At 60.5% G+C, this 13181-nt stretch carries 9 protein-coding genes; all 9 read left to right on the top strand.

Features of this window, described 5'->3' with window-relative positions; all coding sequences use genetic code 11:
• Positions 1–209 precede the first annotated feature (209 nt).
• The 9 genes from LCH65_RS15950 to LCH65_RS15910 all read left to right on the top strand — a co-directional run bounded on the left by LCH65_RS15950 (position 210) and on the right by LCH65_RS15910 (position 13177).
• Positions 210–1364 (top strand): aminotransferase class V-fold PLP-dependent enzyme, encoded by a 1155-nt coding sequence (locus LCH65_RS15950; RefSeq protein WP_180336217.1) that lies wholly within the window; start codon positions 210–212, stop codon positions 1362–1364.
• Between the two features lie 1216 nt (positions 1365–2580).
• A complete protein-coding gene (locus LCH65_RS15945) occupies positions 2581–3387 on the top strand; it encodes an energy transducer TonB (RefSeq protein WP_003435085.1) in 807 nt (268 codons plus the stop codon).
• A gap of 53 nt (positions 3388–3440) precedes the next feature.
• Positions 3441–4148: a MotA/TolQ/ExbB proton channel family protein gene (locus LCH65_RS15940; RefSeq protein WP_002555938.1), complete on the top strand. Its 708-nt coding sequence runs from the start codon at positions 3441–3443 to the stop codon at positions 4146–4148.
• Complete coding sequence (locus LCH65_RS15935; protein ID WP_002555939.1) at positions 4148–4549, top strand: biopolymer transporter ExbD; 402 nt, start codon at positions 4148–4150, stop codon at positions 4547–4549. The genes LCH65_RS15940 and LCH65_RS15935 overlap by 1 nt, the downstream gene beginning before the upstream one ends.
• 99 nt (positions 4550–4648) lie before the next feature.
• Entirely contained in the window at positions 4649–7474 is a 2826-nt protein-coding gene (locus LCH65_RS15930) for a TonB-dependent receptor (protein ID WP_024661789.1), read from the top strand.
• 143 nt (positions 7475–7617) lie between these two features.
• Positions 7618–9501, top strand: coding sequence for an extracellular solute-binding protein (locus LCH65_RS15925; protein ID WP_122265941.1), 1884 nt, complete (start codon positions 7618–7620; stop codon positions 9499–9501).
• 1 nt (position 9502) lies between these two features.
• Complete coding sequence (yejB, locus tag LCH65_RS15920; protein ID WP_122265942.1) at positions 9503–10570, top strand: microcin C ABC transporter permease YejB; 1068 nt, start codon at positions 9503–9505, stop codon at positions 10568–10570.
• Positions 10570–11592 (top strand): ABC transporter permease, encoded by a 1023-nt coding sequence (locus LCH65_RS15915; protein ID WP_003435077.1) that lies wholly within the window; start codon positions 10570–10572, stop codon positions 11590–11592. Before yejB ends, LCH65_RS15915 begins: the two co-directional genes overlap by 1 nt.
• A 1-nt stretch (position 11593) precedes the next feature.
• Positions 11594–13177, top strand: a complete 1584-nt coding sequence (locus tag LCH65_RS15910) for an ABC transporter ATP-binding protein (RefSeq protein ID WP_122265943.1) — start codon at positions 11594–11596, stop codon at positions 13175–13177.
• Positions 13178–13181: the final 4 nt, after the last annotated feature.

Raw genomic sequence — 13181 nt, 5'->3', positions numbered from 1 at the left:
ATGGGTGTCTGGCTGCGATTCTGCGCCTGAAGCAGTATCCTAGAATTTTTAATCGTAAAAATCCAAGCGTAAGCGAATATTTTTTCGCTTTGGCTGCTCGTATCCGTGTAAATATCAAAAAATTTTCGCCTGCAGATCAGTAATCTTTCAAGCAGTCGGTCTGGTAATGCCAGCCCTTGATTTTGACTCGATTACAAAGCGAATTGCCCATGACCACTTCTGCGCTCTATCTGGATTACGCCGCCACCACGCCTGTTGATGAACAGGTCATCGAAGCTATGGTTGCCTGCATGGGGCGCGAAGGTCATTTCGGTAATCCGGCATCCAGCGGGCACGGTTATGGGCAGGTGGCGCGGCAGGCCGTTGAACAGGCACGCGCGCAGGTGGCCGATGCGGTGGGTGCGCCTGTCGACTCCATTGTCTGGACCTCCGGCGCAACCGAGTCCAACAACCTGGCGATCAAGGGCATCGCCCATGATGCCAGCGCGCAGCGCCGTCACATCATCACCAGCGTGCTGGAACACAAGGCCGTGCTCGACACCGTCAGCACACTGGAGCGCCAGGGCTTTCCCGTCACTTGGCTGAGACCGGACGCTCAGGGCCTGATCCAGCCTCACGCCGTACAGGCTGCATTGCGCGAAGACACGCTGCTGGTATCGCTGATGCTGGTGAACAATGAGTTGGGTACGCTGACCGATATCGCCAGCATTGGCGCGCTGGTACGCGAGCACGGTGCGCTGTTTCATGTGGACGCTGCGCAGGGCGTCGGCAAGGTGAAGGTCGATCTGGCGAGTCTGGCCGTCGACCTGATGTCGTTCTCTGCACACAAGGCCTACGGCCCCAAGGGCATTGGCGCGCTGTACGTGGGCCCACGCGCGCATTCGTTGCTGAAAGCGCAGATCCACGGCGGCGGACATGAAGGCGGCTTTCGTTCGGGTACCTTGGCCACCCATCAGATCGTCGGCATGGGGACGGCCTTTGCGTTGGCGATCAGCCAGGCCGAAACTGAAAACCGCCGTATCGAAGAGCTGAGTCGCCACCTGCGCGAAGGCTTGTTGAGCCTGCCGGATGTGCAGCTCAATGGCTGTCCGCAACAACGCATCCCGCACACCCTGAACCTGTGCATCACCCGCAGTGGCTTCACCAGCTCGCAGCTATCCCACAGCCTGGCGTTGTCCTCGACGTCCGCGTGCAACTCGGCCAGCAATGCGCCCTCGCATGTGCTGCTCGCTCTGGGCATGGACTCCGCCAAGGCCCTGGCCAGCGTGCGCGTCAGCCTTGGCCGCTATACCACGCAGGCAGATGTCGAGCGGGCCATCGAGGTGTTCAGCAAGGCGCTCAGCGCACCTGCTGCGTTCTGGTAATTCACCATGCCTATTGGCCGCCCTAATCCCGGGCGGCTCTCTCCCGGCGCACCCGCGCCACTCTGCCGAGTTGATACCCGCCAGGGTCTATGACTGCGCCTTGCAGCCGCAAAAGCTCGTCTTCAGATGAAAATGTACCCCTCCAGATACAAAAAGACACAAATTGGCACAGATCTTTCAAGTGGAACGGTCGTGCCATAAACCAATGGTGCACGCTGCATTCATGGGGTGCTTACACGCACCAAAGTGCAGTTCACGGACGTCAGAGCGTCCACAAACAGTGCAGGGGAGCAGACCACAAGTCTCGCTGCCCGCCAGGAAAGGAATCTAGCTGTGCCCTATCAGTCTTGCGTCAGACCACCGTTGCGCTGGCAATTCACACCTTGGGCATCACCCGCCTCAAGCGATGCCGGCACGGCCGCTTCAACCTTGTCCCGATCTGCGCGCTGTTATTCGACCGCCCTGCACGTCTGGACTTAAGACATTTCGCGTGTGCCTTGAATGTTCTGATGAATCAGCGCCTTGCACGCCTGTGCGCGTCATTAAGTACACATGTGGTTGTTTTTAATTAAAAGACGGTCGACCTATAAAGAGTGTCCGACACTTTATTTTGAGTGCTTTCATTTTGCCATCATCTAAAAGGGTGGCTTTTATTTCAATAACCACAACTGTCCACACAACCGCCGTACCCACACGGAGTATTGTTTTTATGAGGCGCTGATCAACTAACGCACCAACGTGGTCCTCGTGACACAGTATTGGTGCATTTAAAAAAGTGACTTGCAGGTCATGATTTTCGAACGCGTCTGCTCAAGCAGAGGGCCATTGTTTGCCTGTTTTTTTGTTCAAAGTCTTATTTATATCTGCCGCTTTGAAGTCAACGAAATCGGGAATCGATAAATAGTTATACGAATGCGACGCCCGCTCTGCATCAGCGGTTCCAGCGAGGGCTTTCTGGCACAGCGGTTGCAATGTAAGCATTCAGGAACATCGCTGTACGTCCCCGTACATGACGATAAGAAGCAAGGATCAGCAATGCCAGCGCCCTGATGTACACCGCTTTTCCCTGTTTAAGCCTGCCGCGCGCAGGCACCGCGGTGCGCTGCATATAAACAGTGTGCAAGCCGCCCTCAGTCGAATATTCACAAAAATATTCGAACGGATTTTTATTGCCCTTTAACTACCCGAGGGAGCGTTAATGAATGATGCGGTAATAATGAAAGCGGTCCCCTCTCCCTCGCCCGATGACACTTCGACGGCGTGGCAGGGTATTCCTTTCAGCGCCAATACGTCGCGTCCGGGCGGCCTTAACAAGCCGCAAGTAATGGTGTTGATTGCTGCGTCGGTCCTTATTCATGGTGTGATCTGGTGGTACATGCAAACTGCCCAGCCAGACGTCCCGGAAGTTGCACCACAAGTTCCGGAAATGACCATTGAACTGACCAGCCCTACGCCACCTGCCCCGGAACCGCCGCCGCCCGAGCCACCACCTCCGCCGCCGCCTCCACCGCCTCCCCCCGAACCGGAACAACCGGTCGAGGATCCGGACGCGGTCGAGCCGCCGCCCAAGCCGGTGGAAAAGCCCAAGGTCGAGAAGCCCAAGCCGGTCAAGAAAGTCGAGCCGGTGAAAAAGCCGACGCCGCCTGCGCCAACGCCTGCCGCCGCACCCAGCCCGCCCGCGCCGCCAACACCTGCGCCCGCGCCGCCGGCACCTGCTGCGCCACCGGCTCCGGTCAAGGAAAGCGCTGCGGTATCCGGGCTCGCCAGTCTGGGCAATCCGCCGCCGGAATACCCGGGGCTGGCCTTGCGACGCAGTTGGGAAGGTCGCGTGATTCTGCGCATCAAGGTGCTGCCCAACGGCCGCGCTGGCGCTGTCGAGGTGACCAAATCCAGCGGCAAACCGGTACTGGACGAAGCGGCCGTGGAGGCTGTGCGCAACTGGAAGTTCATACCGGCCAAACGCGGTGACACGCCGATAGAAGGCTTCGCGACGCAGACCATCGACTTCAAGTTGCCGGAATGATCCGGCACCTGACAACCGACACTTCAATTATTAAAGCTGGTGAGGTTTAAACCATGAACGCATCGCTCTCTTCCATGATCGTCCCGGCCGTACTCTGGGCACTGATTCTGTTTTCCGTATTGAGTTGGGCACTGTTGCTGATCAAGTCGGCGCAGTATGTCCGCCAGAAGTCCCAGAACAAACAATTCACCAAAGCCTTCTGGAGCGCACCGGACCTGCTCACCGCTGCCGAGCATTCTGCGCAATACCCCGGCGCGCTGGCGCGTATCGCCAACAGTGGCTTCGAAGCCATGGCGGTCGATGAGTCGCCGCGCACCACGCAACAACTGGCGCACACCATCAACCGCTCGGACCGTCTGGAGCGCAACCTGCGCCAGCAGATACAAAAAGAGCGTCGCGCACTGGAAAGTGGTCAGGCAATTCTCGCCAGTATCGGCAGCACCGCGCCCTTCATCGGCCTGTTCGGTACCGTCTGGGGGATCATGGAAGCACTGCAAAGCATCGGTGTGACTGGCTCGGCGAGCCTTGAAGCGGTCGCCGGGCCTATCGGTCACGCGCTGGTCGCCACCGGTGTGGGTATCGCCGTAGCCGTGCCAGCAGTGTTGATCTACAACTTCTTCCTGCGCCGCCTCAAGCTCGCCGTGGCCGACATGGATGACTTCGCCCACGACTTCGACGCCCTCGCCCAGCGCAGCGCCTTTGCCGTCACGCGCCAGCCCATCGCCAGCAAGAATGGCCATGCCGTTCGGGAGGCCAGCTAATGTCTTTCTCCACTCAGGACAGCGATGAAGTACTCAGCGAAATGAACGTCACGCCGCTGGTCGACGTGATGCTTGTGCTGCTGGTGGTGTTCATCGTCACCACGCCGCTGATGACCAACGCGATCAAGGTCAACTTGCCCAAGACCGACGCAGTCGCCCCCGCCGAGAAGAAAAACCCGGTGGTGGTCAGCGTCGATCAGGACGGCAAGTTCTACCTCGCCAAATCGGAAATCGCCCCGGAGCTGCTGGAAAAAAGCCTGCAGGACGAAAAGGCCAAGGACCCGGAAATCCGCGTTCAGTTGCAGGCCGATACCGCCGTGAATTATGGCCAGGTGGCCAAGGCCATGGCCTCCATCGAACGCTCCGGCATTACGAAGATATCCGTCATGACAGCGAAATGACGCTCGACTGACCGGGTGGCTTCGCCTCGCGAAGCCGTCTGACCCGACCCCCGTGAATGCGGTTGTCCGTGGGCTGAAAAGCCCCTGGAGGGGAGCGGCTTGCTGGAAAAAGAAGAAGTGGAACTCCCGCTCGGCACAACCGCGTCGGGAACAGAGGGCTCACAAGGCCATTTCAATAATGTCTGGATCAAGTCGGAACTAACCATGCTGATGAATCTTCCCGGTTGCACCCTCAAACCACTGGCCCTCGCGGTCCGGCGTCATCCACGTGCCCTGCTCTGTGCATTGGCCATGGGCATGAGCGGTGCCCAGGCGGCAGACGCCGTCGATGCGGACACCAGCGGCTCGGCCGTGTCCACCAGTGCAGCGGTTGTGCCTGCCACAACCCAACTGCAACGTGTAGAAGTCACCGGTTCGGCAATCCGCCGGGTCGATGCCGAAACCGCCGTGCCGATAACCATCCTGCGCGCCGACGACCTGAAGAAACAGGGCGTGACCACCACCCAGGAAATGGTCCAGCGCATCACCGGCAGCCAGTCGATCAACAACAGCGCAGGCTCGGTCGGCGCCGGAACAGGTGGTGCCTCGTTTGCCGATATGCGCGGCATCGGCGCCAACAAGACGCTGGTGCTGCTCAACGGCCGCCGTCTGGCCAATAACGCACTGTCGGGTGTGGGCACGCCCAATGGCAGCGCCATCGACCTGAACATGATCCCTTTTGCCGCCATCGACCGTGTGGAAGTATTGCGTGACGGCGCCTCGGCGCTATACGGGACTGACGCCATTGGCGGTGTGATCAACTTCATCACCAAAAAATCCCTGACCGACGGCAGCCTGACCCTGGGTGGAGAAACCCCGACCGCCAGCGGCGGCGGTGCCACCAAGGACATGAGCGCCAGTTGGGGCTTTGGCGATCTGGAGCAAGACCGCTTCAACGTCATGGGTGTATTCAACTACAACAAGCAGCAAAACCTGGACGCCAACGACCGCTCGTTTGCCAGAGATTACGTGCCAGGACGCGGGCTCAATCAGACCTCCGGTACGGCCTATCCCGGCAATTACTTCCAGGGTGACAACTCTGCGAACCCGCTGGGCAGAAACTGCGGCGGCCCTAACCTGATCGCCAGCAACGGCATCTGCCGGTTCAGCACCCGTGAATACATCGACCTGATCCCGCAAACCGAAAAGACCTCGTTTTTTGGCAAGGCCACCGGCAAGTTGGCAGACGATCATAACGTCAGCCTCGAATACTTCTGGGCTCGTAACAACAACCATACCGATATCGGGCCTGCGCCCCTTACCGGCCTGTCTCTGGACTCATCGTCGCCTTTTTATCCCGGCAACGGCATCACTCCGGCACCGACCGACTTTACTCTCGACCCGACCCAACCGATCAGCACAGCCTGGCGAGAAACCGCAGCCGGGCCACGCGGGTCCAGCGACCAGAACACCAGCCAGCGTTTCCTGCTGAACTTCGACGGCCTGGTGGGCGGCTGGGACTACAACGTAGGTGCTTCTTACAACCAGAACAAAGTCCTGTCATCGCTCACCAACGGTTATGTCAGTGACGCTGCAATGCTCAACGGCCTGGCCAATGGCACCCTTAACCCGTTCGGCCCGCAAACCGCTGCCGGTCAGGCACTGATCGATGCCAACGAATATCACGGCCAGTACTCCAGTGCTGTGGGCCGGGTGGCCGGGCTCGATGCGCGCATCAGCCGGGAAATCGGTGACTGGTTCGGTGCAGGCCCTGCGGGTCTGGCGTTGGGCGGCGAATACCGCAAAGAGAAAATGCATCAGCAGTACGAAGCCTACGTCAACGACATCAGCAGCCTGGGCGCAGATGCCGCCGGTAGCGTCGAAGGCGACAGGAGCGTCAAGGCGGAATACGCCGAACTGAACGTGCCCGTGCTGGACAGCCTTGAACTGACCGCCGCCGTCCGTCACGACAAATACAGCGACTTCGGCAGCACCACCAACCCGAAATACTCGTTCCGCTACCAGCCGTTCAAGCAACTGGTTGTCCGTGGTGCCTACAGCGAAGGTTTCCGCGCGCCGTCGCTTTACGAGCTGTATGCCCCGCGCAGTACGACTTTCACCCAGGGCTATTACAACGACCCGGTTCTGTGTGCCGGTGGCGTCGTCCAGCCGGGTGGTAACGCCGGTCGTGATTGCCAGCAGCAGTTCCTCAACAATGGTGGAGGCAACACCGAGCTGGCCCCGGAAAAAGCCCGCAACATGACGCTGGGCTTCGTCTATCAGCCGGTCAACAACCTGTCGATGGGCCTGGATTTCTGGTGGATTCACATCTCCAACCAGATTCAGGCGTTCCCCGAGTCGACCGTGTTCGATGACCCCAACACCTACGCCGACCGCTACGTGCGCGCTGCCGACGGTTCGATCGCCAATATCGTCACCGGCAACGCCAACCTGGGCATCGTCAAGACCAGCGGTGTCGACGTAACCCTCGACTATCGCTTCCCGAACACGCCTTATGGTCAGTTCGGTCTGGGCATGACCGGCACCTATGTGACGCGTTATGACTTCCAGAACATCATCGACGGCCCGTACACCGACAAGGTCGGCGACTTCCAGGGCGACGGCGTGATTTCGCGTTGGAAACACGTGCTGACCGGTACCTGGGCACTGGGCGATACCCGCGCCTCCATCACCAACCGCTTCACCAGCGGCTACAACGACTACGACCGCACCACCAATGCGCGGGTCGCGTCGTATGCGCTGTGGGACATGTCGGTGGGTCATACCTTCGACAAAGTGCTGGATATCGACGCCGGTGTGCGCAACATGTTCGACCGCAACCCGCCGTTCTCCAACCAGGCCTACAACTTCCAGTCCGGCTACGACCCTCGTTACGCCGACCCGCTGGGCCGCACCCTGTTCGCCCGCGCGACTTACCACTTCTGAGTGTGACGACGTGGCCCATAACGCTCCGTGGGCCACGTCAGATTGCGAGCTCGCCCCCTCCGGCCCAGGTTTCATCCGCCTTCCCCGGCCGGGGGCTTTTTCGCAGTGTTCCGTCATTCAGTGCGTACGAGGAAAGCCCCACCATGTCGCGTCTTAACCGTTTTCTGCGGCGCCTGCTTCTGGGTGTTGCACTGTGCAGTGGCTGGCAGACTGTGCTGGCGACGCCGACCCACGCCTTGACCGTCTATGGCGAGGCACCGAAATACCCGGCCGGTTTCCAGCACTTCGATTACGTCAACCCGAACGCTCCCAAGGGTGGTTCGCTGACCCGGTCGGCGGAAGAAATCGGCCAGTTCAATTACCTCAATCCCTACGTCGATCAGGGCATCAATGTGCGCGAGGTCGACAGCTGGGTGTACTCGCCACTGGCCTATCGCTCGCTGGATGAGCCGTACACGGTGTATGGCCTGATCGCGGAAAAGATGGAGATGGACCCGGACGGTCTGTGGATTCGTTTTTTCCTCAACCCCAAGGCGCGCTTCGAGGACGGCAAGCCCGTCACCGCCGAAGACGTGCGCTACACCTTCGAGCTGATAACCACCAAGGCCAGCTTCAGTTATCGACCCATGTTCGCCGACGTCAAAGAGGTGACCATCGAAGGGCCGCTGCAGATTCGCTTCGACTTCAAGAACAACCTCAACCGCATGCTGGCGCTGGACATCGCCAGCCTGCACATCCTCCCCGAACACTGGTGGAAGACCCGCGACTTCGCCAACGGCGGCGGTTTCGAGCCGCCTTTGGGCAACGGGCCGTACCGGGTCGCCAAGGTTGACGCCGGGCGCAGCGTCACCTTCGAACGGGTCAAGAACTGGTGGGGCAAGGACCTGTCGGTCAGCCGTGGCCTGTACAACTTCGACACGCTCACCGTGAACTACTACGGCGACACCGAAATCGCCCGCCAGTTGCTGCAGGCCGGGACGTTCGACTACAACCGCGAGTTCTCCTCTTCAGGCTTCGTGGTCGGCTACAGCGGCCCGGCGATTGACGACGGGCGCCTGCAAAAGCGCATCCTCGCACCGCAACGTCCGGTCGCCGCGCAGGGCTTTGTGTTCAATCTGGACAAACCCATGTTCAAGGACCGCCGCGTGCGCGAGGCGCTGTCGTTGCTGTGGGATTTCGACTGGATCAATCGTCGAGTCATGCGCAATTTCTACGTGCGCGAACAAAGCTATTTCCCGAAAAGCGACATGGCCGCCACCGAGCTGCCGACCCCGGCCGAGCTGAAGATTCTCGAACCCTTGCGCGGCCAGGTGCCGGACGAGGTGTTCACCACGGTGTATCAGCCGCCGAAAACCGACGGCAGCGGTTACATCCGTGACAAGCAGTTGCAGGCCCTCAAGCTACTCGCTGAAGCGGGCTGGCACCCGAAGGACAACAAGCTGGTGAACGCCGCTGGCGAGCCGATGGTGTTCAGCTTTCTCGATGGTCAGGGCGGTTTCGATCGCCTGATTCTGCCCTTCAAACGCACCTTGGCGCAGATCGGCATCACCCTGGATTTCCTGCGCATCGATTCGGCGCAGTACATCAACCGGCTCAATGCGCGGGACTACGACATGATCGTGGTCAGCCTGCCGAAAAACGGTAATCCGATCATTTCCCCTGGCCGTGAGCTGTACAACCTGTACGGCTCGCAAAGCGCCACCGAAGTGGGCAGCTCCAACGCCATGGTGCTGCGCAATCCTGCGGTGGACACGCTGATCGACGGGCTGGTCAGCGCCAATACGCGCAATGACATGGTGCTCTACGCACGGTCCCTGGACCGGGTCCTGCAATGGGGTTACTACATGATTCCCAACTACTACTCCAAGGGCACGCCACTGGTGTTCGCCAACCGTTTCGGCATGCCGGATGTGGCACCGACCTATGACGTTGGTCTGGAAACCTGGTGGCAGATCAGCCCGACGCCGCTGACCAATGCTCAGGCCGCTGCGCTGACCGGCAAGCCTGCCGCCGCCAAGGAGTACTGAGATGCTGGCTTATGTGATTCGACGCCTGCTGCTGATCATTCCCACGCTGCTGGCCATTCTGATTGTGAATTTCCTGATCGTGCAGGCCGCTCCCGGCGGACCGGTCGAGCAGGCCATCGCGCGCATTCAGGGCTTCAGCCCCAACGGTGTGGGCGGCGGCGGGGGCGAAGTAGCCGCAAGCGGCACCGCCAGCCGCAGTACGCGCGGGCTGGACCCGGTGCTGATCGAGCAGATCAAGGAACATTACGGTTTCGACAAACCGATGCACGAACGACTCTGGCTGATGCTCAAGAATTACGCACAGCTGGACTTCGGCACCAGCTTCTTTCGTGGTGCGCCGGTCACCGAACTGATTGCACAAAAGCTCCCGGTGTCGCTGTCCCTCGGGCTTTGGGCGACGCTGATCACCTACCTGATTTCCATCCCGCTGGGCATTCGCAAGGCGGTGCGGCACGGCAGCGCGTTCGATGTCTGGAGCAGCACGCTGGTGATCATCGGTTACGCCACGCCCGCGTTTCTGTTCGCCATTCTGCTGATCGTGGTGTTTGCCGGAGGCAGTTACCTGAGCTGGTTTCCGGCGCAAGGGCTGTTCTCGGACAACTTCGACAACCTGAGCACCTGGGGCAAGGTGAAGGACTATCTGTGGCACCTGGTGTTGCCAGTCAGCTCGCTGGTAGTCGGCGGCTTCGCCACGCTGACCATCCTCACCAAGAACAGCTTTCTCAACGAGATCAGCCGCCAGTACGTAGTCACGGCGCGCGCCAAGGGCCTGACCGAGCATCGCGTGCTGTACGGCCACGTGTTTCGCAACGCCATGTTGCTGGTGATCGCCGGTATTCCGCAGGCCTTGATCGAGGTGTTCTTCGCCGGCTCGCTGCTGATCGAAACCATCTTCGGCCTCGATGGTTTGGGGCGCATGAGTTACGAAGCTGCCGTCTCGCGCGACTACCCCATCGTATTCGGCACGCTGTTTCTGTTCACGCTGTTCGGCCTGCTGATCAAACTGATCGGTGACCTGTGTTACACGCTGGTAGACCCACGCATCGACTTTTCCGCGAGGAGCGCCTGATGTTCGAGTTCTCTCCCCAGACCCGGCGTCGCTTCGACCTGTTCAAGGCCAACCGTCGCGGTTGGTGGTCGCTGTGGATCTTCATCGGCCTGATGCTGGTGTGCCTGTGCGGCGAACTGATCGCCAACGACAAGCCGCTGCTGGTCAGCTACGACGGGCAGATGTATTACCCGGTGTTGCACACCTACATGGAAACCGATTTCGGCGGCGAGCTGCCTTTCGAGCCGGACTATGCCAGCGATTATGTGCGCAAGCTGATCGCGGCAAAAAACGGCTGGATGCTGTTCGCGCCGATCCCGTTCAGCTACGACACCATCAACTACGACCTGGACGCGCCATCGCCCAGCCCGCCGGACCACATCAACTGGCTGGGCACGGATGAACAGGCCCGTGATGTGCTGGCGCGGGTGTTGTTCGGCGCGCGGATTTCCATTCTGTTCGCGTTACTGCTGACCGCGATCAGCACGGTGATCGGCGTGTGTGCCGGGGCGATTCAGGGGTACTACGGCGGCATGACCGACCTGATCGGCCAGCGCATTCAGGAGATCTGGTCGGGGCTGCCGGTGCTGTACCTGCTGATCATTCTGTCCGGCTTCGTGTCCCCCAGTTTCTGGTGGCTGCTGGGGATCATGGCGCTGTTCTCCTGGCTGTCGCTGGTTGACGTGGTGCGTGCCGAGTTCCTGCGCGGGCGCAATCTGGAATACGTCAAAGCCGCCCGCGCACTGGGCCTGACCGACGCTGCGCTGATGTGGCGGCACATCCTGCCCAACGCGATGACCAGCACCCTGACCTACCTGCCGTTCATCATCACCGGCGCCATCGCCACCCTCACTGCGCTGGATTTTCTCGGCTTCGGCATGCCGGCGGGCAGTGCGTCGCTGGGCGAGCTGATCGGCGAGGCCAAGCGTAATCTGCAGGCGCCCTGGTTGGGGCTGACCGCGTTCGTGGTGCTGGCCTTGATCCTTTCTCTGCTGGTGTTCATCGGCGAAGCCTGCCGCGATGCGTTCGATCCTCGGAGCTGACATGCAAGACATCCTGATTGAAATTCGCGACCTGCGGGTCGCCTTCAACGGCCGCGAAGTGGTGCATGGCGTCAGCCTCGACATCCGCCGTGGCGAATGCCTGGCGCTGGTGGGCGAATCCGGCTCGGGCAAGTCGGTCACGGCGCATTCGATTCTGCGTCTGTTGCCGGCGAAAACCGTCAGCACCCAAGGCTCGATTCGTTACGACGGGCTGGATCTGGTCAGCGCCAGCGACAAGCAGTTGCGCAGTCTGCGCGGCAACCGCGTGGCGATGATTTTTCAGGAGCCCATGAGTTCGCTGAACCCGCTGCACACGGTCGAAAAACAGATCGGCGAAATCCTCGTGACCCACAAGGGCCTCAAGGGCAAGGCCGCGCTGAGCCGAACCCTGGAACTGCTGGAACTGGTCGGCATTCGTGACCCGCTGTCACGTCTCAAGGCGTATCCGCATCAACTGTCGGGTGGGCAGCGGCAGCGCATCATGATTGCCATGGCGCTGGCCAACGAGCCGGATCTGCTGATCGCCGACGAGCCGACCACCGCGCTGGACGTGACCGTGCAGGTGAAGATCCTGGAATTGCTCAAGTCCCTGCAACAGCGGCTGAACATGTCGCTGCTGCTGATCAGCCACGACCTCAATCTGGTGCGGCGCATCGCTCAGCGGGTCTGCGTGATGCGTGAGGGCGAGATTGTCGAGCAGGCCGATTGCCAGACCCTGTTCGACAGTCCGCAGCACCCTTACAGCCGCCTGCTGATCAATGCCGAGCCGGATGGCGAACCGGTGCCGTCCACGCACAGCAACACGCTGCTGTCGGTGCAGGACCTGAAGGTCTGGTTCCCGCTGGGCAAGGCCTGGTTCAAACGTGAGCCGCAGTATGTGAAGGCGGTGGACGGGGTGAGTTTCGAGCTGCTCAAGGGCAAGACGCTGGGCATTGTCGGCGAGTCGGGTTCGGGTAAATCGACTTTGGGTCAGGCGATTTTGCGCCTGGTCGATTCAGAGGGCAGCATACGCTTCGGCACCAAGGAACTGAGCCTGCATAGTCAGCACCTGATGCGCCCGTTGCGTCGCCAGTTGCAGGTGGTGTTTCAGGACCCGTTCGGCAGCCTCAGCCCGCGCATGACCGTGGAACAGATCATTGCCGAGGGCCTGGTGACGCACAACATAGGTACGCCGAAAGAGCGGGAACAGACGGTGATCGGCGTGTTGCAGGAAGTCGGCCTGGACCCGGCCACCCGGCATCGTTACCCGCACGAGTTTTCCGGCGGTCAGCGTCAGCGTATTTCCATCGCACGGGCGTTGGTGCTTGAACCGGATCTGATCCTGCTCGACGAGCCGACCTCGGCGCTCGACCGGACCGTGCAAAAGCAAATCGTCGCCCTGCTGCGTGACCTGCAAATCCGTCGCGGTCTGACGTACCTGTTCATCAGCCATGACCTGGCGGTGGTTCACGCCCTGGCCCATGATCTGATCGTGATCAAGGACGGCAAGGTGGTCGAGCAGGGCCCGTCCCGCGAGATCTTCGCCGCACCGCAGCAGGCCTACACTCAGGAACTGCTGCGCTCGTCGGGGCTGGTGTTTGCCTGAGCCC

The sequence above is a fragment of the Pseudomonas sp. MWU16-30316 genome (assembly GCF_020515645.1).
GTDB lineage: Bacteria > Pseudomonadota > Gammaproteobacteria > Pseudomonadales > Pseudomonadaceae > Aquipseudomonas > Aquipseudomonas cerasi.
Note: the sequence above shows the minus strand (reverse complement) of the source record. Positions and strands in the feature narration are given on the sequence as shown.

Coding starts and splice junctions, on each gene's coding strand:
- LCH65_RS15925 (WP_122265941.1), top strand. CDS start 7,618: ATGTCGCGTCTTAACCGTTTTCTGCGGCGCCTGCTTCTGGGTGTTGCA.
- LCH65_RS15945 (WP_003435085.1), top strand. CDS start 2,581: ATGAAAGCGGTCCCCTCTCCCTCGCCCGATGACACTTCGACGGCGTGG.
- yejB (WP_122265942.1), top strand. CDS start 9,503: ATGCTGGCTTATGTGATTCGACGCCTGCTGCTGATCATTCCCACGCTG.
- LCH65_RS15940 (WP_002555938.1), top strand. CDS start 3,441: ATGAACGCATCGCTCTCTTCCATGATCGTCCCGGCCGTACTCTGGGCA.
- LCH65_RS15950 (WP_180336217.1), top strand. CDS start 210: ATGACCACTTCTGCGCTCTATCTGGATTACGCCGCCACCACGCCTGTT.
- LCH65_RS15910 (WP_122265943.1), top strand. CDS start 11,594: ATGCAAGACATCCTGATTGAAATTCGCGACCTGCGGGTCGCCTTCAAC.
- LCH65_RS15935 (WP_002555939.1), top strand. CDS start 4,148: ATGTCTTTCTCCACTCAGGACAGCGATGAAGTACTCAGCGAAATGAAC.
- LCH65_RS15915 (WP_003435077.1), top strand. CDS start 10,570: ATGTTCGAGTTCTCTCCCCAGACCCGGCGTCGCTTCGACCTGTTCAAG.